This is a genomic window from Actinokineospora baliensis (assembly GCF_016907695.1).
Lineage (GTDB): Bacteria > Actinomycetota > Actinomycetes > Mycobacteriales > Pseudonocardiaceae > Actinokineospora > Actinokineospora baliensis.
The window spans coordinates 7035433-7060237 of record NZ_JAFBCK010000001.1; the positions used below are offsets into that span (position 1 = coordinate 7035433).

Consider the following 24805-nt stretch of genomic DNA (forward strand, 5'->3'; position numbering starts at 1 on the left):
ATGGAATACCGTGGTGGCCGCGACCGGGGATTGGTTGGACAACACCCGCGCCGCACCCGGCGTGGCCGCTGTGGACGTCGAGTGTGGTCGGGTGACTCCGCTCAGTGTCCACCCGCGCCGTCCCGACGAGGGGTTGGGTGAGGCGTTTCCGTTCGCCCACCGCCCTTCCTGAGCTACGCGCGGGTACCTGCGGCTACCTCATGTTCGTGTGGACGGCGGGGGGCGGTCCGGGGGGTGGACGGGGGGCCATCGCTTGGGGTGAAACCACAGTTGGGGTGGCGGGTGCTGGGTACAGTGCACCATCGAGCGCGGGTGGGTTGACTTCCCGGGCCGTCGGGGAGGGCGAAGGGGACGGATGGAATCGGAGGGGCGGTCGCCGACGTTTCGGGTGCTGGGGCCGCTGGAGGCGCAGGTCGGGGAGTCGTTCCGGCTCTCGCCGGGGCGCCAGCAGATCGTGTTGACGATGCTGCTGCTCGAGGCCAACCGGGTGGTGGGCACCAACCGGCTGATCGAGGCCATCTGGGACGGGGCGCCGCCCGCCACCGCCAGGGTGCAGGTGCAGATCTGCGTGTCCGCGCTGCGCAACATCCTGCGCGAGTCCGGGTGGGCCGACGCGCTGGTGACCAGGGCGCCGGGGTACCTGCTGCGGGTCCCCGACGACGAGCTCGACGCGCGGTTGTTCGCCAGGTTGACCGCTGACGCCGACGTGCTGGCCGCGCAGGGCAACCTCAAGGAGGCCACGCGGGTGCTGCGCGAGGCCATCGGGCTCTGGCGGGGTCCGGCGCTCGACGGCATCCACAGCAGGCTGGTGCGGGCGCGCGCCGCGCAGCTCGACGAGAGCCTGCTGCTGGCCAGGGAGACCTCGTTCGACCTGGCCTTCCGGGTTGGCGACCACCACACCACGATCGGCGACATCGCCGCGCTGCTGCAGGAACACCCGCTGCGGGAGCGGCTGCGCGGGCAGTACATGCTGGCGCTCTACCGCTCCGGCAGGCGCGCGGAAGCGCTGGAGGCCTACCGGGTCGGCCGGGAGCTGATGATCGAGGAGCTCGGCATCGAGCCGGGCGCGGAGCTGCGCGAACTGGAATCGGCGATGCTCTCCGACGCCCACCAGCTGCTCACCCCGAGGTCCGCGGCGACCCGCGCCGAACCCGAGGTCACCCCCGTGCCCCGGCAGCTGCCCGCCGACATCGCCGACTTCACCGGGCACGCCGACCTGGTCGCCAGGGTGCGCTACCTGCTGGTCGGCCGCGACACCCGGCGCGCGGCGAAAGTGGTGGTGCTGACCGGGAAACCGGGTGTGGGCAAGAGCACGCTCGGCGTGCACGTGGCGCACGCGCTCGGCGAGACGGACTTCCCCGACGGGCAGCTGTACTGCCAGCTCGGCGGCACCGGGCCAGCCCCGGCCGACCCGGCCGACGTGCTCGGTCGGTTCCTGCGCGCGCTGGGGGTGCCGGTCGAGGGGATCCCGGAGACCCTCGGTGAGCGGGCCACCCTGTTCCGGCACCTGCTTGCCGACTCCCGGTCGCTGATCGTGCTCGACGACGCCGCGTCGGAGTCGCAGGTCCGGCACCTGCTGCCGGGCAGCGGCAACTGCGCGGTGGTGGTGACCAGCCGCGTGCGGCTCACCGGTCTGGCCGGTGCCAAGGTGCTCGAGGTCGACGTGCTCGCCCCCGCGCAGGCCGTGCGGATGCTCGTGCAGGTGGTCGGGCAGGAGCGGGTCGCGGCCGAACCCGCCGCCGCGGACGCGCTGGTGCGGTTGGTCGACCGATTACCGTTGGCGCTGCGCATCATCTCGGCGCGGCTCGCGGCGCGGCCGACGCTGACCCTGTCGTGGATGCTGGAACGGCTCTCCGACGAACAGCGCAGGCTCGACGAGCTCTCGCACGGGGAGATGGTGGTGCGCGCCAGCGTCGCCCTCACCTACGACAGCCTCGACCCCCAGGCCCGCGAGCTGATGCGCCTGCTCGGTGCCCTGGCGGGCGCCACGTTCCCGGCCTGGGTGGCCGCCGCGCTGCTCGGCGTCGACCTCGACCGCGGCACCCAGTTGGTCGAGCACCTGGTCGACATGCAGATGATCGAGATCGCCCCGGGGGACGTGGCCTCCACGCCGCGCTACCGGTTCCACGGCCTGCTGCGGCTGTTCGCCAGGGAGCGGCTGGAGCAAGAGGGCGACGACGCGCACGCCGCGATCACCCGCGTGGTCGGCGGGTGGCTCGGGTTGGCCCGCGGCGCGCACACCTCGCTTTACGGGCGCGACAACAGCACTGTGCTGCACGGTTCGGCCGAACGGTGGCCGCTGCCGCGCGACCTCGTCGACCGGTTGCTGGCGCGGCCGCTGTCGTGGCTGGAAGCAGAACGCGACTGCCTGTGCGGCGCGGTGGACATGGCCGTGGCCGCCGGGCTCGACGAACACGCCTGGGACCTCGCTGTGACCCTCGTCGCGCTGTTCGAGGCGCGGCTCTACCACGACCACTGGGAACGGACCCACACCAAAGCCCTGGAAGCGGTCCGCGCCACGGGCAACCGGCGCGGCGAAGCGGCTCTGCTGTGCTCGCTGGGATCGATGCACCTGAGCGGGCGCAAGCTCACCGAGGCGCTGTGGGTGCTGCGACCCGCACTGGCCACGTTCACCGAGCTGGACGAGGTGCACGGCATGGCCATCGCCCGGCGGAACCTGGCCCTGGTCAACCAGATGCGCGGCGAGGACGGCGCCGCGCGGCGCGGCTACGAGCGGGCCTGCGCCGAGTTCGCCACCGTCGGCGACGTCGTGGGTCAGGCGCACGTGTGGGTGCAGATCGCCGCACTCGACCTGGCCGCGGGCGACATCGGCCGCGCCGAGCAGCACCTGTTGCGCGCCTTGGCGTTGTGCCCACCGGAGGGCAGCAGGCGGGTGGAGAACCAGCTGCGGTTCCGACTCAGCGAACTGCTGATGCGCCAGGCCCGCCACCAGCACGCCGCGGAGCTGCTCAACGGGCTGCTCGACACCGTGCGGGTCAGCCGCGACCTGATGGGCCAGGTGCGGGTGCTGCACCGGCTGGGCACGGTGAACGCGGTGCTGGGCAAGCCGGAGACGGCGGCGCGGGTGCTGCGGGAGGCGCTGGACTTGGCGGCGCAGGCGGTGAACACGGTGCCGGTGGACGGGATCCGGTTGGAGTTGGCGGCGCAGTTGCGTGAGCTCGGGAGGCATGAGGAGGCGGCGCGGGTGGAGACCGAGGATTCGCAGCCTGGGCGGTTGACGATCGATCGGATCACGGCGGGCTGAGGCGGGGTCGGCTCGTCGCCTGGCGGCGACCTCGCGACCCGATCCGCGATTTGAGTGAAGGCTCGATGTGGTGGACCTGTTTTGTGCGGGGCCCCTACGACAGCCGTGGCAGGACCGCAAAAGCCGGGGCCGAAGAGCATGGCCCTGCAGCGAGGCAAGGCTACGACTGACGTCCCCCCACGCAAAACAGGTCCACCTCATCGAGCAGTTGGCACCAGCGACTTCCGGGAGCGGTGGTTGGGCTGGGTGGGTCGGCTCGGTGGGTTGGGCTGGCGGGGCTGACCCGGGGGCTGGGTTGGGTGGGCTGGCTCGGGGGGCTGGGTGCGGCGGCTCGATGGGGCGGACTTGTTTTGCGTAGGGTGGCGGCAGTCGTAGCGTTGTGCGCGGACAGGGCCATGCTTTTCGGCCCCAGCTTTGCGGTCCTGCCACGGCTGGTGCAGGGGCCCCGCGCAAAACAAGTTCGCCCCATCGAGCAGTTGGGGGCGGCGGCTTCCGGGAGCGATGGCTGGGTTGGCGGGGCTGACTCGGGCGGCTGGGCTGGGCGGGCTGGCTCGGGGGCTGAGTGCGACGGCTCGATGGGGCGGACTTGTTTTGCGTGGGGGAGCGGCAGTCGTAGCGTTCTGCGCGGACAGGGCCATGCTCTTCGGCCCCAGCTTTGCGGTCCTGCCACGGGTAGCGCAGGGGCCCCGCGCAAAACAAGTTCGCCCCATCGAGCATTAGAGGCAGCGGCCTCCGAGAGCAGCGGTGAGGCAGGCAGGGCCGGCCCGGGCGGCGGGGCTGGGCGGGCCGGCTCGGTGGGGTGGGTGGGCACCGGCGGCTTCTGGGGACGTGGGTGGAACTCATGACCGGGCTTCGCCACCGGGCGGTTGGTTGCCGACTGGGGTGTCTGGTGGCGGGGGCGGGAGGGTAGCGGACTCCCCACCTGGCGGGTGGGGAAATGGCGGGAAAGGGGGCCGCTGGCGCAGCGTGGTGCGCCGAAAGCGGTATTGGGGATTCCACTGTTCGCCATCTCGGGTGGTGATCGGATGACTGGGATTGTGGTACCCGGAACCCCTTCGCGATAAACACCGCGAGCTCGGTTCAGGTTTCCGGGGATTCACCCCGGCGAGGATTCCTCATGGTGGTGGTGAGCCCCACCGGGGACGGCAGGTCCCCGGTGGGGCGGGCGAGCGCTCAGGTGCCCCACGGGGTGTCGGCCACCGCGACGGCGGCCGAAGCCCGTCCCGTCGCCAGCTCCGCGGACACGGTCGTCACGGTCTTGCGCCCCCACATGTTCAGTGCCTGTTCCTCTCACTGGGGATTGCCCCGGCGGCTCGGTACTCCCGCCGCTGTCGGTGATCACGGTACGGCCAGGTGATATCTCGACACTATTACCCGGGGCACCTACGGCGATGCCTCCGCGATAACCGCGGAATAGCCCAACCGGGTTGACTTGGTTTCACCGGCCACCGAGCGCGCCCTATCGCCGGGCGACGAGGCCGGAAAGTGACTATCACACAAATTGGGGGTTTGGGTGATCTCTGTCGAGCAGTCCGAATCGACCGCGCTCGGCCTGCTGCGCGACGCGCGGCAGGCCGTGCTGGCGGGCGGGTCCGAGCAGGAGTGGCTGACCGCGACGGCGGTGCACCTCATCGAGTGCGCCATCGAGGCGGTCTCGCTGCTGCCGGAACCGGGCGTCGACGCCGCCAGGGCCGCCCTGGGCAGTGCCAGGGCCGCCGTCGTCACCGCCACCTACGCCGTGCAGGGCATCGACGGCGACATCCGCCACGCCTTGGCCGCCAGCCGCGGCTGACCTCCCCCGCGGACCCACCCCGATCGACCGGATCGGCCACGACCTGTCGGCGCCAGGCGCCGGGTCAGGTGCGCTGTCCACAACCAGAATGGATCACCAGTCGTGACCAGCCAGCTCGTCCGTCCCGAGAACCCCGCCGTCGACGCCGCGATCCCCGAGATCGAACTCCGCAGCGAGATCACCGTGCAACTGGTCGACCACCAGGCCAGCGACCTCGGCGTGGTGCGCGCGGCCAGGGTGTCCACGGTCGGCGAGATCGCCCAGACCGAGAACAAGACCGACGGCTACGTCGAGGGCCTGATCAAGTACCTGATGAAGGCCAGGCACGGCAGCCCGTTCGAGCACAACTACCTGACGTTCCTGGTGTCGGCGCCGATCTTCACCGTGCGGCACATGATGCGCCACCGCACCTGGTCGTTCAACGAGGAGAGCGCCCGCTACCGCGAGGTGCGCCCGGTGTTCTACGTGCCGGACGCCGACCGGCTGCTGCGCCAGAAGGGCAAGCCGGGCCACTACCAGTACGTGCCCGGCGACGAGGGTGACCACGAGCGCCTGCTCGACATCGCCAAGTCCACCTACGGCGCCGCCTACGCCGGGTACCACGAGCTGATCGAGCGCGGCGTGGCTCGCGAGGTCGCCCGCATGGTGCTGCCCAACGCCACCTACTCCTCGCTGTACGCGACCTGCAACGCCCGCTCGCTCATGCACTTCCTGAGCCTGCGCACCCACCGCGAGGACGCGGCCTACCCGTCGCACCCGCAGCACGAGATCGCCGTGGTCGCCGAGGCGATGGAGGCCCAGTGGCGGCAGCTGATGCCGATCACGCACGCCGCGTTCGAGAACTACGGGCGCGTGAGCCCCTGATGCGGGTCACGGTCTACGCGGGCTCGGCGCCGGGGGACTCCCCCGTCTTCGCCGACGAGGTCGGGCGCTTCGTCGCCGAGCTCGCCGGGCGGGGCACCGAGTTCGTCTACGGCGGCGGCAGCACCGGCCTGATGGGTGTGGTGGCCGACCGCGCGCTCGCCGAGGGCGGCAAGGTCATCGGGGTCATCCCGCGCGAGCTGGTGGACGCCGAGATCGCCCACCCCGGGCTCTCCGAGCTGCACGTGGTGCCCACCATGCACGAGCGCAAGCAACTGCTGGCCGACCTCGGCGACGCGATCGTCGCGGTGCCCGGTGGGGTCGGCACGCTCGAGGAGCTCTTCGAGGTGTGGGCCGCGCTCATCCTGGGCCACCATGGCAAACCGCTGGTGCTGCTCAACATCGACGGGTACTGGGACCCGCTGGTCGAGGTGGTCACCCGGATGGCGCAGCGGGGTTTCCTGCGCGAAGCCGAGATCGGCTCACTGGTCTCGGTGACCGACGCGGCCGGGTTCGAGGCGGCGGTGCGCGACTGGGTCCCGCCGCCGCCGCGCTGGCAGGCCCCAGACCCCACAACCACAGCAGCAACGAGGTGAGGATCCCCGGATGACCATTTCCGAAGCAGGCACCCGGAAGTCGCCGGTCACGCTGATCGACGGCTACGTGCCGGTCATCGACCTGACCAGCGCCCGCGAGGGCGACGCAGCGGCGCGCACCCTGGTCGCCAAGACCCTGGGCCGGGTGTGCGAGACCAGCGGCTTCCTGGCCATCGTCGGCCACGGCGTGCCGCAGGAGCGCATCGACGAGATGTACCGGGCGACCCGGGAGTTCTTCGCGCTGGCAGACGAGTACAAGCTCGCGCTGGTCAGCACCCCGGACGACCCGCTGATGCGCGGGTTCGGCCGCCAGGGCAGCCTGGCCGCCTCCAACTCCGACGCCTCCGTCGAGCAGGAGCGCGACCTGCCGGACCTGTCGGAGACCTACACCTACAACCGGCTCGGCGAGCCGGACGGGCCGACCCTGCCCGAGGGCTCGCACCCGCTGCTCACCACGCCGAACCTGTGGCCGGAGCTGCCCGGGTTCAAGGAGGCCTACCGGGCCTACTACGCGAGCATGGAAGACCTGGCCACCGAGCTGATGCGGCTGTTCGCGCTGGCACTGGACCTGCCGGAGAACTGGTTCGACGACAAGGTCGACGACCACATGACGAACCTGACCGCGAACTACTACCCGGCGCAGCTGGTGCCGCCCAAGCCCGGTCAGCTGCGCAAGGGCCAGCACAGCGACTGGGGCAGCCTCACCATCCTGTACCAGGACGACGCCCCCGGCGGCCTGCAGGTGCTCGACAAGGTGGGCGAGTGGGTCGACGTGCCCGCGATCGAGGGGTCGTTCGTGGTCAACATCGGCGACCTGATGGCGATCTGGACCAACGACCGCTGGGTGAGCACCGTCCACCGTGTGGTCAACCCGGCGCCGGAGCTCGCGGCCAAGGAGCGGTTCTCGGTACCGTTCTTCCACCAGCCGAACTACGGCGCGCTGATCGAGTGCATCCCGACCTGCACCGCTCCCGGCAACCCTCCGCGCTACTCCCCGGTCTTCTCGGGGGAGTACATCATGGAGAAGTTCCGGCGCGCCTACGGCGAGTAAGCCGAACGGTCCGCACCCACACCCCCTGCAAGGACTCCCATGTCTGACACCACCACCGCCGGCGCGCAGCGACCCCCTTCGCGCTGGGGCTTACCCGAGGTCAAGGGCCACACCCGGTTCCTCACCGCGGGCGCCATCGACAGCCTCGGCAGCGGCCTGCTGTTCGCCTTCCAGGTCGTGTACTTCGCCAGGACGACGTCGATGTCGTTGCTGGAGGTCGGTTTCGCGCTGACCGTGGCCCAACTGCTGGCGATACCGGCGCCGACGTTGTTCGGCCCGCTGGTCGACCGGTTCGGTCCCCGGGCGGTGGCGGCGGCGGGCAACCTGGTCGCGGGCGGCGGTTTCGCCGCGTACCTGGTGGCCGAGGAGTTCTGGCACGTGGCGGTGCTGGGGTTGATCGTGCAGGTCGGCGTGAGCGCCTACTGGACCTCCTACGGCGCCCTGGTCGCCCTGGCGTCCACAGAGGACAACCGGACCCGCTGGTTCGGTCTGATGCAGGCACTGCGCAACGCCGGTGTCGGCCTCGGCGGCGCTGTGGCCGCCGCCGTGGTCGGCATCGGCGGGGTGGCCTGGATGCACTGGCTGCTCTTGGCCAACGCGGTGTCCTACCTGTTCGCCGCGTGGTTGCTGGTCAGCTGGCGCCCGGCTGGTGCGGACTCGGCGATCGCGAAGGCCACCGAGGACAGCGAACCCGACGGCGGGGCCGAACCGGAACCGGAGAAGGCAGGCGGTTACCGGGTTGTGCTGCGCGACCAGGCCTTCATGCGGCTGGTGGCGGTGAACTTCGTGTTCGTGCTCTCGGCGATGGTGCTCAGCGTGCTGCTGGCGATCTACATCATCGAGACGCTGGCTGGCATCGTCTGGCTGGCGGGCGTGCTGCTCACGGTGAACACCGTGCTGGTGGCGACCACGCAGACGGTGATCAGCGGCTGGGTGGAGAAGCACCGGTCGTCGCGGATGATCACCCTCGCCGCGCTGCTCAACGCGGGGGCGTTCGGGCTCTTCGCCGCCGCGGGCGTGGTGCCCGGCTGGGTGGTGGTCCCGGCGCTGGTCCTGGCGATCCTGGTCTACACCCTCGCCGAGATCATCCAGTCCCCCGCGGTGAGCACGCTGTCGATCGACCTGGCGCCGCCCGCGCTGCGCGGGCGCTACCTGGCGGTGTTCCAGATGCTGTCCTGGAACGTCGGCGGCGCGCTCGCCCCCGCGCTGTTCACCACATTGCTGTCGTGGGGCCGGATCTGGCCATGGACCGTCCTGATCGTGCTGAGCCTGCTGTCCACTCTGCTGGTGCGCCAGCCGCGCCGGGCCGCCGTCCCCGCCGCGGCGTGAGCGCCGCACCCTTCATCTCCCCGCTGAAATCCCATATACACAAGAGGTCACGATGACGAAGCTGCTGTTGATCGAAGCGAACGGCAACGCCGGGGAGGACCTGCTCAGGGCCGCGCAGGCGCTCGGCGTGGTGACCCACGTCGCCACGCACGCCGACCTCTACGAGAAGTACCCGCAGAGCAGCCGGGACCTGATCGCGGGCACCGTGTTCACCGACTTCAGCGACCTGGAGCTGGCGCGCAAGGAACTGGTGGCCTACGGCCGCGAGGCGGGCGTCGACGGCGTCATCACCGGGTGGGAGTTCTTCTCCGGCCTGGCCACCCTGGTCGCCGCCGACCTGGGCCTGCCCTCGCACGACCCGGCGCTGGCCGACGCCGTGCGCAACAAGCGGGCCATGGCCGAGGCGTTCGACCAGGCGGGCGCCCCGGCGCCGCGCACGGTCAGCGGCCCCGACGCCGAGGTCCTCGCCGCGCGGATCGCCGAGGCGGGCCTGGAGTTCCCGCTGGTGGTCAAGCCCGCCGAGAACGCCGGGTCGATCGGGGTGTCCATCGTGCGCGAGGCCGCCGGGCTCGCGCAGGCGGTGACCTTCGCCCAGGGCTGGCCGTTCGAGTTCCCGCACGGCACCCCGCTGGACAACTCGGTGCTGGCCCAGGAGTACGTGGGCGGCGTGGAGTTCAGCGTCGAGTCGGCCGTGGTCGACGGCGTGGTGCGCCACATCGCGGTGACCCAGAAGTTCACCACCGACAACGACAGCCGCGCGGAGCTGGGTCACACCGTGCCCGCGGAGCTGTCCTCGGCCGACCGCGCCACCCTGCTCGCGGGCGTCGAGGCGGGCCTGTCCGCCCTCGGGTTCCGCAACGGCATCGCGCACACCGAGATCAAGCTGGTCTCCCCGGGTGTCGCGAAGATCATCGAGATCGGTGCCCGCCCGCCCGGCGACCACATCATGAAGCTGGTGCGCCTGGCGACCGGCATCAGCGAGGCCGCCGCCTACATCGACATCGCGGTGGGCCGGGCGCCCGCGCTCGAGCCGACCGAGCAGCGCGCGGCGGCGATCCGGTTCCTCACCCCGCCCACCGCCGGGGTGTTCCGCGGCGTGAGCGGGGTGCCCGACAGCGAGCACGTCGTGGAGGCCGAGGTGTACGCCGAGCCGGGCAAGGAGATCGGCGACCCGACCGACAACGTGGCCAGGGTCGGCTACGTCATCGTCACCGCGGGCTCGACCACCGAGGTCAACGAGCTCGCCAACGACGTGGTCGGCGCGATCACCGTCGAGGTCGAGCGCCCGTGAGGAAGATCGCGTTCTTACGATCCATCGAGATCCAGCAGACGGTCCCCTTCCTCGACGCGCTCGGTGTCGCGCTGCGTGAACGGGGCCTGGTCGGCAAGTTGTTCTACACCGACGGCGAGTGCGGCCCGGACGAGTTCCCCGGCGAGTCGGAGAAGATGCCCGCCGGGGTGTCGGTGGCCGAAACCCTGCGCAGGATCAGGGAATGGGGCGCCGACGGCGTCGTCTCACTGTCCATCCCGGACGAAAACGCACTGCGCGACGCGCTGGTGTGCGAGCAGCTCGCGGCCGAGGGCATCCCGACGGTCATGCACAGCGCGGCGGCGACCGGGCTGATGGCCAACAAGTGGGAGACCAAGCTCAAGGTCGGCGCGCACGGACTGGACACACCGGACGGTGTGCTGGTCGACGGCGACCTGCTCAACTCCAGGACCCTGCCGGTGCCCGCCTACCGCGAGTACCTCATCGAGCGGGCGGGCGAGCTGGGCTACCCGCTGCTGAGCAAGCCGCTGTGGGACTGCCTGGGCAACGGGATCCGCTTCCTGGCCAACCCCGGCGACCTCGACGGCTACCTCGACCAGCCCTACGACGGCAACGTCGTGCTGGAGCGGTGCCTGGCGGGCGAGCTGTGCTCGGTGGAGGTCGTGGGCGCCGCGGGCGACTACGTGGTGCAGCCGCTGCTGTGGAAGGGCCCCACCGGTGGGGCCCCGACCTTCGCCTTCACCACGGTCCGCTACACCGCGCCGCGCGCGGAGGCCGACGAGCGCTTCGAGCCGGTGGCCGAGCGGCTCAAGCGGTTGTGCGCGGCGCTGGAGGTCACCGGCTCGGTCGAGGTCGAGATGATCTACGTCGACGGCCGGTACGAGATCATCGAGATCAACCCCCGGGTGTCCGGCTCGACCTCGCTGTCGATCGCGGCCTCGGGGCTCAACACCTACGTGGCGCTGCTGGACATCCTGTTCGGACAGTGGGGGCAGCGCCGCGGCGCGACCGCAGGCTCGGCCCAGCGGATCGCGATGCAGTTCCCCACCACCCCGCTGAGCGCGGCGGCCGACGCCGACATCAGGGCCACCCTGGCGGTGGTGCGCTCGAGCAGCTTCACCATCGACGGCACCCGCTACGCCAACATGGTGATCACGTGCGAGTACGCCGACGTGGACGCGCTCGGCGCCCACCTCGACGAGCTCAACCGGCGGCACGGGTTCCTCACCCCGCAGGTGCGCGCCGCCGTCGACGACGTGCTCGCGGGCGTGCGCGCGCCGCGGGCGACCGCGGACCCGGCGCTGGCCCAGAGCTGAGCCCGTCCGGAGTTACCCACCCGAATCGCGAAAGGTCTACAACGGTGTCACTCGACAACCCACCCCCACCCGCCCTGGCCAAGGTCCCGCCCGCCGCCCGGCTCAAGCGCGACTACGACGCCGACCAGCTGCAGGAGGACCTGCGCGTCCTGAGCGAGCACCGGTGGAGCCTGCAGCGCAGCTACGCCGACGACGGCACCATCACCGAGGCCGAGATCGACTGGCGCTGCTTGTCGCTGCGCAGCGCCGCTGGCAACCTCGAGCGGACCGACCCGGGCGGCCCCGGCCTGGTCGAGCACGAGGACACCATCTGGCGGGACAAGGCCCCGTACTTCTCCCAGCTGCTCGCCGACATCCCCGCCGAGCTGCGCGCGGTGCGGCTGCTCTCGCTGGGCCCCGGCGCCAAGAGCTGGCTGCACAACGACACCAAGTACGGGCCCGCCTGGGGCAACGCCCGGCTGCACGTGCCGGTCACCACCTGCGACGGCGCCAAGCTGTTCATGGAGGGCACCCTGCACCAGTGGCAGCCGGGCGAGTTCTGGTTCGGTGACTTCTCCCGCATGCACCAGGTGGAGAACACCGACACCGTGCCCCGGGTGCACATGGTGATCGACGCGCTGGTGTCGGAGGAGCTGCTGGAGCTGTTCCCCGACGAGTACCTCGCCGACCTCGACCGCGACGACGTGCTCATCAACAAGAAGCGCGTGCCGCTGACCGAGGACCAGCTGGGCGCGCACGCGGTGGCGTTCCCGATCCCGGTGTCCTTCCCCAGCTGGGAAGAGGAGGACGGCGAGTTCCTGCAGCCGCAGGAGCAGGCCGAGGCCACCATCACCGTCATCGACGGCGCGCTCGTGCTCAGCGTGGCGGGCAAGCCGACCGCGAAGCTCATCCACACCGGCGAAGGCGAGTTCCGCTTCGCTGGCTGGACCGACGAGCGCACCATCACGGTCACCCGCTCCGGTGAGAACGCCACGGTGACGCTGCGAACCCGCGTCGGCACCACGGTCCGCGAGCTCGACATCGCGGCCACCCCGCTCTAACCGGTCCGCCGGTAGGCCACGAGGCGGGCTCCCACCGGGAGCCCGCCTCGTCCGCATGCGCAGTGCGGGCTGGCCCGCCGCGACCGCTCCGCTCACCCCCCGGGGCCGCACCCCAACTGAAAGCGTTGCGCCTCAAGTGCTGTTCGCCGCCACCCCCGAGTGGCTCCAACTGGGGCCGCCTCGTCCACACGCGATGGGGTCGCCGCGCTGCGACCACACCGTTCCCCGGGCCGCACCCCAACTGGAAGCGCTACGCCACAGATGCCACTCACCCCTGGTACGGCCCCCATCGGGAACCCACCCCGCCGCGCCGCGCCGCAACCACACTGCCCACCCGGGATCGCGCCCCGACTCGAAGCACTGCGCGCAAAGTGCCACTCACCCCGGGAGGCTCCATCGGAAGCCTGCCTCGTCCGTGCGGTGACCGCACTGACCGCCCGGGCCGCACCCAGTCCGGAAGCACTGCACCACAAGTGCCACTCACCCCCCCGAAGGGCTCCCATCGGGAACCCACCCCGCCGCGCCGCGACTGCACTGCTCCCCGAGCCGCACTCCGACTGGAAACGCTGCCCCGCAAGTGCTATTTGCCGCCGCCCCCGGGATTCTCCCATCGGGCTGGCCTTGTCCGCGCGCGGTGACCGACCCGCGCCGCGACCACACTGCTTCCCCAGGGCCGCGCCCCGACTGGAAGCGCGGCGCCACCGTGCCATTCGCCTCCACTCCCGGAGTTCCCATCGGGAGCCCACCTCGTCCGCATGAGATGCCCACCCCGCCGTGCTGCGGCCACGGTGTCGAAGTAGTGTTCACCTGTGGCCCGCGCCCCGTTGGGAAGCGTTGCGCCGCAAGCGTTTTCCACCGCCACCCGGGGAGGCTCCCATGCTCCGCATGTCCGATGATGCCTGGCGCGCCTTCGCGCTGAGCGGCACCCGCACCGGGAAGCTGGCGGTCGTGCGCAAGGACGGGACCCCGCACGTCACGCCGATCTGGTTCTTGCTCGACGGGGACGACATCGTGTTCACGACCTGGTCGGACTCGGTGAAGTACCGGGCGCTGCGGCGCACAGGGCGTTTCAGCGTGTGCGTGGACGACCAGGAGCCGCCTTACTCCTATGTCAGCCTCACCGGGACGCCCGCGTTCATCGACGACCTCGCCGTCGTGCGCGAGTGGGCGACCCGCATCGGCGCGCGCTACATGGGTCAGGACCGCGCCGAGGAGTACGGCGCCCGCAACTCCGTGCCCGGCGAGTACCTCGTGCGCGGCCGCGTCGAGTCGGTCGTCGCCTTCACCGGCATCGCCGACTGACCCGCCACGAGCCACCCCTACCGACCCCTGAATCCGACAAGGATCGGACAACTATCCTTTTCGGCGCGATGTCGAACGAATAGGGACCTCCGTCGAGTCAGGGGCGAACTAACTTGAGAAGTCAGACCACAGCGGCGGGTGATCGTTGAATATTTCGATCGTCCACCTATTCGCTTGGCGCGGATATCCGCCATTGGAGTGGGTTTTCCCAGTACAGGTCAGGTAAGGGGCACTGATTGTTCCCCGCCGGACTCCGGATGACCTTGCCTGCCGCACTAACCTCTGGTTAAGTCCCTGATGGGAACAGTCCAAGGGGGTCCGTTGCGGAGCACTGCCCACTGAAGCCACCACCGGGCGACCACGCGCTGACGCGGGTGGGACCGGTTTCTTATTCGACACATCCAACGCTGTCCAGGGGTTCGCCATGCCCGTTGTCGGGTGCCGACATCGGGGCGATTCCGGCTGCCCCGGTGCGGGAAAGGGGAATGATGATCGACCGGAATGACGTCCTCGGTGTGGTCAACGAGTGCATGAACATGCAGTCGGACGTGGCGTTGGACTACGACACGCCGATCATGGTGGATTCGTTCGCGCTGGTGTGGTTGCGCCACCTGTTGGAGGAGCGGCACGGGCTGGTGGTGGAGCCCGGGCGCGACGACGTCCTGGACTTCACCTCGGCCAGGGCGATCCACGAGTACCTGGCCAGGACCCACCCGGACCTGGTCGCCGAAGCGGCGGGGAGCGGGCAGCGATGAGCGGGGTGGATGTCGTCGTCGCCGGGAACGGCGTGCTGGGGTTGTCCCTGGGGTTGGTGCTGGCCAGGCAGGGGCTCAAGGTCACGGTGCTGGGCGAACCGCACCGGCCGGGGGCGGCGTCGGTGGCGGCGGGGGCGATGCTCGGCGCGATCGGCGAGGTCACCGACGTCCTGCTCAGCAGCGAGCACGGCCGGTCCAAGCTGGAACTGGGCATCCGGGCGCTGGGCACCTGGGACGACTGGCTGGCCGGGCTGGCCGAGGACACCGGCGCCGAGGACGACGTGCTGGCCGCCGACGGGACGGTGGTGCTGCTCAACGGGGTCGGCGTGGCCTCGATCGACGACGCGAACTTCGCCGCGATCCGCCGGGCCGCCGCGGAGTACGACCAGCCCTGCCACGACATCGACGTCACCGAGGTGGAGTGGATCAACCCGGACAACGCGGGCAGGCCGTTCCGCGCGGTGCACCTGCCCGACGAGCACGCGGTCGACTCGCACCGGCTGCTCCAGCGGCTGGAGCGGGCTTTCACGGCGCGAGGCGGGGTCCTGGCCGGGGAGTCGGCCGCCAGTCTCGAGTACACCGGCGGCGCGGTGACCGGGGTCGTGCTGACCTCGGGGACCCGGATCGAGGCCGGTCAGGTCGTGCTCGCGGCGGGCACCCGCACCCAGGACATCCTGGACACCGCGGGCGGCGCGGCGGGCCGGATCCCGCGGCTGGTGGCCGGTTTCGGCGTGTCGGCGCTGTTGGACACCGACGGCGCCGACGGGCCGCGGTCGGTGCTGCGCACCCCGAACCGGGCGTTCGCCTGCGGTCTGCACCTGGTGCCGCGCTCGGGCGGTCAGGTCTACGTGGGGGCCACGAACATCATCTCCCCCACCGTGGTGGACAAGCCGGTGGTCCGCGACCTGCACTTCCTGCTCGACTGCGCGACCAGGCAGCTGCACCGCGACCTGTGGACCTCGGGCATCCGCGCCGCGCAGGTCGGCAACCGGCCGGTCTCCCTCGACGGGTTCCCGCTGATCGGCCCGACCGAGCTCGACGGCCTGTGGCTGCTCACCGGCACCTACCGCGACGGCCTGCACCTGTCCCCGCTGCTGGCCCAAGAGGTGGCGGCGCTGATCACCGGCGGTGGGACCGGGGTGGACCTGACCGGTTTCCACCCGGTGCGCCAGGCCATCCAGCCGCACCCCAGGCACGAGGTGATCTCGACGGCGGTGGCCCACCTGCTGGCGACCGGCTACGAGTACGACTGGCACCTGCCGGTCGACTGGCCGCGCACGATCGAGCACAGCCTGCGCATCGAGTTCGCCAGGTTCGCCGACGAGATCCACCCGGGCAAGGTGCCGCCCGCGGAGATCCTGGCCGCGGCCAGGTACTCGCCGGTCCTGGTGAAGATGCTGCGCGAGCTCTACGCCGACTGAGGAGGACCTGGGGCATGCTCAGCCCGTACCGCCGCATCTTCGCCACACCCGGGGCGGTGGCGTTCACCGCCGCCGGGTTCGTGGCCCGGCTGCCGATGGCGATGTTCAGCGTCAGCACAGTGATCATGGTGGCCACCCGCTACGACTCGTTCGCCCTGGCGGGCGCGGTGTCGGCGGCCGGGCTCGTCGCGGTGGCGGTGGGCTCGCCGTTCATCGGCAGGCTGGTGGACCGGCTGGGGCAGGCGAAGGTCGCGTTGCCCGCGACGCTGATCTCGGCGGCTTCGTCGACGGTCACGGTCATCTGCGCGTACCACACGGCTCCTGTGTGGACGGTCTTCGTGACCTACGTGATCTCCGCGGGTGTGCCGTTCGTGAGCGCGATGGCCAGGGCGCGGTGGGCGCACGTGCTCGCCGACGACCCGGACGGGCTGCACGTGGCGAACTCGTTCGAGCGGGTGGTGGACGAGGTGTGCCTGGTCGGCGGGCCGATCCTGGCGACACTGCTGTCCACACTGGTGTTCCCGGAGGCGGGTCTGCTGGTGGCCACCGCGCTGCTGGTCGTGGGGACGGTGTTGTTCGCCGCCCAGAAGCGCACCGAGCCGCCGATCGAGCCGCACACCGCCGGGGCGAAGCCGAAGTCCCCGGTGCGGGCGCCGGGGGTCCAGGTGGTCCTGGTGACCTTCCTGGCCATCGGGGTGATCCTGGGGTCGCTGGAAGTGGTGACCATCGGGTTCGCGGATTCGTTGGGGCACAAGAGCTCCGCCGGGTTCGTGCTCGCGCTGCTGGCCGCCGGGTCGGCGATCTCCGGGATCGTGTTCGGCCTGCTGCGCCCCCAGCGCGGCGCCGCGGTCCGCTACCTCACCGGGGTCGCGGTGCTTGGCCTGGCGATGGTGCCGCTGCTGTTCGTCGACAACCTCCTGCTGCTCGGTGCTTGGCTCGCGGTGGCCGGGGTCGTGGTGTCGCCGACGATGGTGACCAGCATGACGCTGCTGCAGGAGGTCGTGCCCGCCAAGCAGATCAACGAGGGCGTGACGCTGACCGAGTCCGCGCTCATCGTCGGCATCTCGATCGGCGCAGCGAGCGGCGGCTGGGTGGTGCAGCACATCGGCGCCGCCGAGGGGTACCGGGTGCCGGTGGTCGCCGGGCTGGTCGCGTTCGCGGTGGCACTGGTGGGCGCCAGGAAGTTGTTGTCAGCCCCGGCTTTGCAGAGCACGGGAGGTACTCGGTGAACTGGATCGACGAACTGCTCGACCGCGGCGCGGACACCGACCCCTGGTTGGTCGCCGACGGCGCGGAAACCCGGTCCGACCTCCGTCGCGCCGTCGCCGCTCGGGCCGAATCCCTGCCGGACATCGCGCCGGGTTCGATCGTCGCGTTGCGGTTGCCGCCCGGTCCGGCCGCCCTGCACGCGCTGTTCGCCCTGTGGCGGCTCGACGCGCAGGTCGTGCTGGTCGACACCCGGCTCCCGGCGCCGGAGGTCGAGCGGCTCTACGGGCTGCACCCGCCGACCCACGAGCTCACGGAAGCCGGTCTGGACCACCTCGGCGCCGGGGCCGACCCGGGCGACATCCGGTTGGTGCAGTTCAGTTCCGGCTCGACGGGTCTGCCCAAGGTCATCGGGCGCACCGCAGCGGACCTGCACGCGGAGATCGAGCGGTACGCGGTGCTCGACGGGATGCCCCGGCGCGGCGAACGGGTGCTGCTGCTCAACTCGCTGATCCACACCATGGGCCTGATCGGCGGAGTCCTGCACGGCCTGGCATCCGGCACCGGACTGGTCCTACCGCTGGGAACCAGGGCGGCGGGGTGGGTCGAGCGGGCGGCCGAACACCGGGTCGCGGCGATCCTCGGTGTGCCACTGCACTTCGAACTGCTGTCGCGAACGACCCCGCCGCCGCTGCCGGACCTGCGGTTGGCGGTCTCGGCCGGGGAAATGCTGCCGCCCGCGGTGAACTCGGCATTCGAAGCCAGGTTCGGTGTGCCGGTGAGCCCGGTCTACGGCACGACGGAAACCGGGATCCTCACGGCGGAACTGACGAAACCGTGCCCGCCGCCCGGGGTCGGGCGCCCGGTGGCCAACACCACGGTCCGGGTGACCAACGGCGAGCTCTACGTCCGCCTGGACCGGTCGCCGTACCTGCGCGCCGACGGGGTCGACCGGTTCGACGACGGCTGGTTGCGCACCTTCGACCGGGCCGAGCTCGGCGAGGACGGCGCGACCATCAGCATCCTGGGCCGCGCCGACTCCGTGGTCACCGTGGCCGGGCTCAAGATCGACCTGATGGAGGTCGAGGCCGTGCTGCGCGCGCACCCCGGGGTGACCGAGGCCGTCGTCGTGCACAGCGGCGCGGCGGTCGAGGCCTACGTGGGCGCACCGGAGGAGGTCACCGCGGCGGATCTGCTGCGGTGGTGCCGGGAGCGGCTCAGCGACTTCAAGGTGCCGAAGCGGTTCGCGGTCGACCGGGCGGTCCCGCGCAACCCCACCGGCAAGCTCATCCGCAGCCACGAGCTGCTGCACGCCCACCGCGGAGAGGGGGACCCGCATGCGAACGCTGCTGATCGACAATTATGACTCGTTCACCTACAACCTCGCGCACGACGTGGCCAGGGCAACCGGCAGCTGGCCGACGGTGGTCCGCAACGACGACCCGGACTGGCGCCCGGCCGAGTTGGACCGCTACGACCACGTGATCGTCTCGCCGGGACCCGGCACCCCGCAGCGGGAGGCCGACTTCGGGATCTGCGCCGAGGTCATCGCCACCGCCGACCTGCCGCTGCTGGGGGTGTGCCTGGGCCACCAGGGCATCGCGCACGTCTTCGGCGCCGCCGTCGTCCCCGCCCCGGTGCCGCGCCACGGCGAGGAGTCGCTGGTCCGGCACAGCGGCGACGAGCTGTTCGCCGACGTGCCGGAGTCGTTCCGGGCCATCAGGTACCACTCGCTGGCGGTCACCGGCCTGCCCGAGGAGCTGCTGCCGATCGCGTGGACCGACGACGGGGTGCTGATGGGGCTGCGGCACCGCGACCGCCCGTTCTGGGGCGTGCAGTTCCACCCGGAGTCCATCGGGACCCCGGACGGGGCGCGGATCATGCGCAACTTCCTCGCGGTGCCGCCGCGCCGGTCGCCGGTGTCAGTCACCGGCCCGGACCGGGTCGTGGTCCGCACGCTGAGCACCCCGGTGACCGCGGAGCAGGTCTACGAGCGGTGTTTTGCCGGGTCCGAGCACGCGGCGTGGCTCGACAGCGGCACCAGGTCGGCGGGCGGATCAGCCGGACCGGACCGGTTCTCGTTCCTGGTCGACGCCAGCGGGCCCGCCGCGCGGGTGGCCACGGCGGACGTCAACCGGGGCACGGTCACCATCACGTCGGCCACGGGCACCGAGACGGTCCACAGTGGATTCTTCGACTGGCTGGACCGGGATCTGGCCGCCCGCAGGACGATCGTGCCGCCGCTGCCGTTCGACTTCGCCCTCGGCTGGGTCGGCTACCTGGGCTACGAGCTCAAGGCCGAGACCGGCGGCGACGCCGTGCACCCCTCGCCGCACCCCGACGCGGCCATGATCTTCGCCGACCGGGCGGTCGCCGTCGACCACGAGACCGGTGAGCTGTACCTGTTGGCCCTGGCCACAGCGGGCGACACTGCCGAGGCCGACGCCTGGCTCGACGAGACCGAGCGCAGGCTCACCGAACCCGTCGCCCCCGCCAGGGACACCTCCGAGCCGATCGGCCCGCTGGAACTCCGCCACGACCGCGCGCGCTACCTCGACCTCATCGACGACTGCCTCCAGCAGATCACCGCGGGTGAGAGCTACGAGATCTGCCTGACCAACATGATCACCGCGACCGGCCGCCTCGACCCGTGGCCCGCCTACCGGGCGCTGCGCGAGCGCAACCCGGTGCCCTTCGGCGCTTTCCTGCGCCTGGGCGAGCTGTCGGTGCTCAGCTGCTCCCCCGAGCGGTTCCTGCGCGTCAGCCGGGACCGGCGGGTGGAGAGCAAGCCAATCAAGGGCACCAGGCCGCGCGGGCGCACACCGGAGGAGGACGAGCGGCTGCGGCTGGACCTGCGGCACAGCCCGAAGGACCGCGCCGAGAACCTGATGATCGTCGACCTGGTGCGCAACGACCTCGGCCGCTGCGCGCTGCCCGGCACGGTCACCGTCGACCCGATGTTCGCCGTGGAGACCTACACGACGGTGCACCAGCTGGTCAGCACCGTCAGCGCGCGGCTGCGGCCGGACGTCTCGGCGGTGCGGTGCGTGCGCTCGGCGTTCCCCGGCGGGTCGATGACCGGCGCGCCGAAGATCCGCACGATGCAGATCATCGACCGGCTGGAGCAGGGTCCGCGCGGGGTGTACTCGGGGGCCATCGGCTACTTCTCGCTCAGCGGCGCGGCGGACTTCAGCATCGTCATCCGGACCGTGGTGGCCGCCGGGGACCGGGTGGAGTTCGGCGTGGGCGGGGCGATCATCGCGCTGTCGGACCCGGTGGTCGAGTTCGAGGAGACCGCGGTCAAGGCAGCCGTGCTGCTCGGGTTGACCGGGCAGCGCTTCCCCGAGCGCGACGCGGCCACCGAGCCCGCCAGGAGCACCCGATGAGCTACGACAGCGGCCTGCGGCTGCTGGCCGCCAACCGGTTGCGCCGCCCGGACACCTTCACCCTGCTCGGCGACACCTGGGACCTGCTGCCCGGCGTGTTCTCCCCGGTCTACGACGCCTCGACCCGGTTCTTCACCACCCACCTGCCCTACCCGCCAGGCGGCACGATGCTGGAGATCGGCTGCGGCGCCGGGATCACCGCGGTCACCGCCGCCAGGGTGTGCGCCCACGTCACCGCGACCGACATCAGCGCCGCCGCGGTGGCCAACACCCGGCGCAACGCCGAGCGGCACGGCGTCGCCGACCGGCTCGACGCGCGGCGGGGCGACCTGTTCGACGCCCTCGACGACGACGCCCGCTTCGACCTCGTGTTCTGGAACTCGCCGTTCATCGAGTCCCCCGCCGACCACGCGCCCGGGTCCGACCTGGACCTGGCCATCTTCGACCCCGGGTACACCGCGCACCGCCGGTTCCTCGAGCGGGCGCACCGGTTCACCGCGCCGGGCGGGCGGGTGCTGCTGGGCTTCGGCTCGCTGGGCAACCGGGCCCGGCTCGACGGGCTCGCCGCCGGGGCCGGGCTGACCGCCACCGGGTTCGCGGCCAGCCCGCCCGACCGCGACGTCACCTACCAGTTGCTCGAGCTGACCCCTCGTCCGTGAGAAATGAGGCTTTGATGCGACCACCCACCGTGCTGGTCACCGGCGGCCAGGGCTACCTGGGTTCGGTGCTGGCCCCGCTGCTGGCCAAACACGGCGCCGACGTCACCGTCGTCGACGACGAGTCGATCACCCGCGAGCGCCAGGAGCGCCCCGGCATCACTTATATCACCGGCGACATCCGCGACCCCGGCGACTGGGCGTCGCGGCTGACCGGGATCGACGCGGTCGTGCACCTGGCCGCGATCGTCGGCGACCCGGCCTGCGACCTCGCGGGCGACCTGGCCCGCGACACGAACTACCTGGGCACGATCCGGCTGGCCGAGGCGAGCAAGCGGGCCGGGGTCGGGCAGTTCGTGTTCGCCTCCACCTGCAGCACCTACGGCGCGGCGGGCGACGCGCCGGTCGGGGTGGACTCGCCGGTCGAGCCGCGCTCGCTCTACGCCGAGACCAAGGTGTTCGCCGAGCACTACCTGCTCAGCCACGCGGGCGACGGCCCGCGCCCGTCGATCCTGCGGTTCGCCACCCTGCACGGGTTGTCGCCGCGGATGCGGTTCGACCTGGCCGTGAACACGATGACCGCGCGGGCCGCGGCCGACGGCCGGTTCATGGTGCACGGGGGCGACCAGTGGCGGCCGTTCCTGCACGTGCGGGCCGCGGCCGAGGCGGTGCGCACGGTGCTGGGCGCCACCGCGCCGTCGCTGGTCTACAACTGCGGGAGCAACGCGGAGAACTACCGGATCGCCGCCCTGGGCGAGCTGATCAGCGCCGAGGTGCCCGACGCCGAGGTCGACGTGGTGGAGGCGGCCAGGGACCCGCGCAACTACCGGGTGGACTTCGACCCGATCGAGAACGACCTCGGGTTCCGGCCGCGGCTGCGGGTGCTCGACTCGGTCCGCGACATCGCCGCGGCGGTGCGGTCCGGCCGCTACGCCGACCACGCCGACGCCCGCTACAACAACTACCTGCTCATGGTCGAGCGGACCGCGCGCCAGCCGGTGGCCCGATGAGGCCCGCGGCGCTGGGCGGCCCGCCCGCGTTCGACGAGCCACTGCCGTTGATCAGGCCCGCCCTGCCCGCCGCGGACGACCTGCTGGCCGGGGTCGGTGCGGTGCTGGGCTCGGGGATGATCACCAACGGGGCCGAGGTGCGCCGGTTCGAGGGGTTGGCGGCCGAGTACCTGGGCGTGCCGAACGTGGTCGCGGTCAGCAACTGCACGACCGGGCTCATGCTGGTGCTGCGCTGCCTGGACCTGAGCGGGCCTGTTGTGGTGCCCAGCTTCACCTTCATCGCCAGTGGCCACGCCGTGCGGTGGAACGGGCTGCCGGTCGTCTTCGCCGACAGCGACCCGCGAACCGCGACGATCGACCCGTCTTCCTTGCCAGACAACGGTTTCTCGGCGATCCTGGCGACGCACACCTACGGTTCGCCGTGCGCGGTGGACGAGTTGTCGGCGAGGGCTGAGCGGGCCGGGGCGGTGCTGCTGTTCGACGCGGCGCACGGGTTCGGCGCCCGCTACCCGGACGGGTCGATGGTGGGGTCCAAGGGGCTGGCCGAGGTGTTCAGCCTGAGCCCGACCAAAACCCTCACCACCGGCGAAGGCGGCCTGATCGCCACCGCGGACGACGGCCTCGCCCGTCAGCTGCGGGTGGCGCGCGAGTACGGCAATCCCGGCAACTACGACTCGGTGCTGCTGGGGCTCAACGGCCGGATGACCGAGATCGCCGCGCTGCTGGGCAACGCCGCGTTGCCGCAACTGCCCGGCTGGCTGGAGCAGCGCCACAGCCTGGTCGATCGGTACCTGAAGTCGTTGTCCGGCATACCCGGCCTGTCGTTCCAGGAGGTCCCGGCCGGGGCGGTCAGCTCCTACAAGGACTTCACCGTCCGGGTCGGCGCCGACTTCGGCCTGACCCGCGACGAACTGGCGGCCTGCCTGCGCGCGGAGCGGATCTCGACCCGGTCCTACTTCGACCCGCCGCTGCACCGGCAGACCGCGTACGCCGACGTGCCCGCCTGCCCCCTGCCCGGTACCGAGGAACTGGCCAGGACCATGATCACGCTACCGCTGTCGACGCACCTGGCGGCCGCCGCGGTCGACCGGGTCTGCGACACCGTCGCCCGCGTCCACGAGCACAGCGCCGAGATCGCCGAATCCCTGCGGAGGACCGGATGAAGGACTACCTGCGGCAACTGCGCGCGGCGGTGGGCACCGCACCGCTGATCTTGACCGGCGCGAACGTCGTCGTGGTCGACGAGTCCGGGCGGGTACTGCTGATCGAGCGGGCCGACACCCACGACTGGGGCCTGCCCGGCGGGCTGCTGGACCCCGGTGAGTCGCTTGAGGACTGCGGGCGGCGCGAGGTGTTCGAGGAGACCGGGGTCAAGGTCGAGGAACTGGACCTGCTCGGCGTGTTCTCCGGCCCCGAGTTCTACTACAAGTGCCCCAACGGCGACGAAATCCACAACGTCACCGCGGCCTACGTCGCCAGGGTGCCGGATGGGGTCGCGGTCAGCGCGGACCTCGACGAAGCGTTCAGCGCCCGCTTCTTCGCACTCGACGACCTCCCCCCGGCGATCCTGCCGCCGGAGGTGCCGATCATCGAGCGCTACCGGGAGCTGGCCGGTGGGTGAACTCCGCGCGTTCGTCGAGCACGCGCTGCGGGAGGCCACCCAAGGCATCGCCGACCTGCCGCGGCAAGTCATCGGCACGTCGGGCGAACGCGACCAGGTCGTCACCGAAGCCGACCTGCGGGTCAACGCGGTGCTGACTGAGCTGATCCGGGCCCGGTTCCCGGCTTCGGCCATCGTCAGCGAGGAAGCCGACCCCGTCGAGGGCGACGGCCTGACCTGGATCATCGACCCGATCGACGGCACCAGCAACTTCGCCGCAGGCAGCCCGCTGTACGGGTCGATGCTCGCCGCGGTGCGCAACGGGTCCGTGATCGCGGGCGGCATCGCGCTGCCTGCCTTTGCCGAGCTCTACACCGCCGAGTTGGGTGAGGGCGCGTTCTGTGGGGATGAGCGGTTGCGCTTGACTTCGCGTGAGTCTCTTGTGGATGAACTTGTCGCATATGGGATGGATGTGGGCGCTCCGGAAGCGATCGCGCCCGATTTGGCCACAGTGACGGGTTTGGCAGGCTCGTGCCGAGGGATTCGGTCCAGCAACAGCGTTTTCGACGCGGTCATGGTTGCCCGAGGCGCGTACGGGGCGTTGCTGCACCGGGGCATGCGAATCTGGGACATCGCACCGATCGCGATCCTGGTCAGTGAGGCAGGCGGGGAGTGCACCGCGCTGGACGGAACACCACTGCGGTTCGACTCCCCCACCAAACGCCACGCCGAGGTCTACGCGGTGCGATGCGCCCGCCCAGGACTGTCGGAGGCACTGGACGCCGTTGTCGGGGAGGCGCTGTGAGCGGACAGTCAGCGGATCAGTGGCTGGGGCTGGCCTGCGCGGCCGTTGGGAACAAGCTGGCGGTGAACGACCGCGATAGCGGCGGCCTTCGCGGCTCGGCCCGCACAGGCGAGGCTTTCACCGACGCCAAGCGACAGCACGGGC

Annotated in this window: 20 protein-coding genes; all 20 read left to right on the plus strand. The window is 71.3% G+C overall.

Features of this window, described 5'->3' with window-relative positions; all coding sequences use genetic code 11:
- Positions 1-355: 355 nt before the first annotated feature.
- The 20 genes from JOD54_RS35400 (at position 356) to JOD54_RS31205 (ending at position 24661) form a co-directional block, all read left to right on the plus strand.
- Complete coding sequence (locus JOD54_RS35400) at positions 356-3265, plus strand: AfsR/SARP family transcriptional regulator (protein ID WP_204455498.1); 2910 nt, start codon at positions 356-358, stop codon at positions 3263-3265.
- A gap of 1513 nt (positions 3266-4778) precedes the next feature.
- Positions 4779-5057, plus strand: a complete 279-nt coding sequence (locus tag JOD54_RS31115; protein WP_204455499.1) for a hypothetical protein — start codon at positions 4779-4781, stop codon at positions 5055-5057.
- Between the two features lie 102 nt (positions 5058-5159).
- Positions 5160-5921 carry an FAD-dependent thymidylate synthase gene (gene thyX, locus JOD54_RS31120; RefSeq protein WP_204455500.1) on the plus strand — a complete coding sequence of 254 codons (762 nt, stop codon included), beginning with the start codon at positions 5160-5162 and terminating at the stop codon, positions 5919-5921.
- A complete protein-coding gene (locus JOD54_RS31125) occupies positions 5921-6514 on the plus strand; it encodes an LOG family protein (protein ID WP_204455501.1) in 594 nt (197 codons plus the stop codon). Before thyX ends, JOD54_RS31125 begins: the two co-directional genes overlap by 1 nt.
- 10 nt (positions 6515-6524) lie before the next feature.
- Positions 6525-7565 (plus strand): isopenicillin N synthase family dioxygenase, encoded by a 1041-nt coding sequence (locus JOD54_RS31130; protein WP_204455502.1) that lies wholly within the window; start codon positions 6525-6527, stop codon positions 7563-7565.
- Positions 7566-7604: 39 nt separating this feature from the next.
- Positions 7605-8894 (plus strand): MFS transporter, encoded by a 1290-nt coding sequence (locus tag JOD54_RS31135; protein ID WP_204455503.1) that lies wholly within the window; start codon positions 7605-7607, stop codon positions 8892-8894.
- Between the two features lie 52 nt (positions 8895-8946).
- Positions 8947-10185 (plus strand): ATP-grasp domain-containing protein, encoded by a 1239-nt coding sequence (locus JOD54_RS31140; protein ID WP_204455504.1) that lies wholly within the window; start codon positions 8947-8949, stop codon positions 10183-10185.
- Positions 10182-11480 carry an ATP-grasp domain-containing protein gene (locus tag JOD54_RS31145; protein WP_204455505.1) on the plus strand — a complete coding sequence of 433 codons (1299 nt, stop codon included), beginning with the start codon at positions 10182-10184 and terminating at the stop codon, positions 11478-11480. The genes JOD54_RS31140 and JOD54_RS31145 overlap by 4 nt, the downstream gene beginning before the upstream one ends.
- Positions 11481-11524: 44 nt before the next feature.
- A complete protein-coding gene (locus tag JOD54_RS31150; protein WP_204455506.1) occupies positions 11525-12520 on the plus strand; it encodes an aspartyl/asparaginyl beta-hydroxylase domain-containing protein in 996 nt (331 codons plus the stop codon).
- An 876-nt stretch (positions 12521-13396) separates the two neighbouring features.
- Positions 13397-13822 (plus strand): PPOX class F420-dependent oxidoreductase, encoded by a 426-nt coding sequence (locus JOD54_RS31155; RefSeq protein WP_204455507.1) that lies wholly within the window; start codon positions 13397-13399, stop codon positions 13820-13822.
- A gap of 488 nt (positions 13823-14310) precedes the next feature.
- Complete coding sequence (locus JOD54_RS31160; protein WP_204455508.1) at positions 14311-14577, plus strand: hypothetical protein; 267 nt, start codon at positions 14311-14313, stop codon at positions 14575-14577.
- On the plus strand, positions 14574-15998 hold the full coding sequence (locus JOD54_RS31165; RefSeq protein ID WP_204455509.1) for an NAD(P)/FAD-dependent oxidoreductase: 1425 nt from the start codon (positions 14574-14576) through the stop codon (positions 15996-15998). The genes JOD54_RS31160 and JOD54_RS31165 overlap by 4 nt, the downstream gene beginning before the upstream one ends.
- 14 nt (positions 15999-16012) lie before the next feature.
- Positions 16013-17227: an MFS transporter gene (locus JOD54_RS31170; protein WP_204455510.1), complete on the plus strand. Its 1215-nt coding sequence runs from the start codon at positions 16013-16015 to the stop codon at positions 17225-17227.
- The gene (locus JOD54_RS31175) at positions 17224-18570 is read left to right on the plus strand and encodes a class I adenylate-forming enzyme family protein (RefSeq protein WP_204455511.1); all 1347 of its coding nucleotides are present in this window, start codon (positions 17224-17226) and stop codon (positions 18568-18570) included. The genes JOD54_RS31170 and JOD54_RS31175 overlap by 4 nt, the downstream gene beginning before the upstream one ends.
- A complete protein-coding gene (gene pabB / locus JOD54_RS31180) occupies positions 18542-20590 on the plus strand; it encodes an aminodeoxychorismate synthase component I (protein WP_204455512.1) in 2049 nt (682 codons plus the stop codon). Before JOD54_RS31175 ends, pabB begins: the two co-directional genes overlap by 29 nt.
- Positions 20587-21249, plus strand: a complete 663-nt coding sequence (locus JOD54_RS31185) for a methyltransferase (protein WP_204455513.1) — start codon at positions 20587-20589, stop codon at positions 21247-21249. The genes pabB and JOD54_RS31185 overlap by 4 nt, the downstream gene beginning before the upstream one ends.
- Positions 21250-21263: 14 nt before the next feature.
- Positions 21264-22256: an NAD-dependent epimerase/dehydratase family protein gene (locus JOD54_RS31190; RefSeq protein ID WP_204455514.1), complete on the plus strand. Its 993-nt coding sequence runs from the start codon at positions 21264-21266 to the stop codon at positions 22254-22256.
- Complete coding sequence (locus JOD54_RS31195) at positions 22253-23419, plus strand: DegT/DnrJ/EryC1/StrS family aminotransferase (protein ID WP_204455515.1); 1167 nt, start codon at positions 22253-22255, stop codon at positions 23417-23419. The genes JOD54_RS31190 and JOD54_RS31195 overlap by 4 nt, the downstream gene beginning before the upstream one ends.
- Positions 23416-23877 (plus strand): NUDIX hydrolase, encoded by a 462-nt coding sequence (locus JOD54_RS31200; RefSeq protein WP_204455516.1) that lies wholly within the window; start codon positions 23416-23418, stop codon positions 23875-23877. Before JOD54_RS31195 ends, JOD54_RS31200 begins: the two co-directional genes overlap by 4 nt.
- Complete coding sequence (locus JOD54_RS31205) at positions 23870-24661, plus strand: inositol monophosphatase family protein (RefSeq protein WP_204455517.1); 792 nt, start codon at positions 23870-23872, stop codon at positions 24659-24661. Before JOD54_RS31200 ends, JOD54_RS31205 begins: the two co-directional genes overlap by 8 nt.
- Positions 24662-24805: the final 144 nt, after the last annotated feature.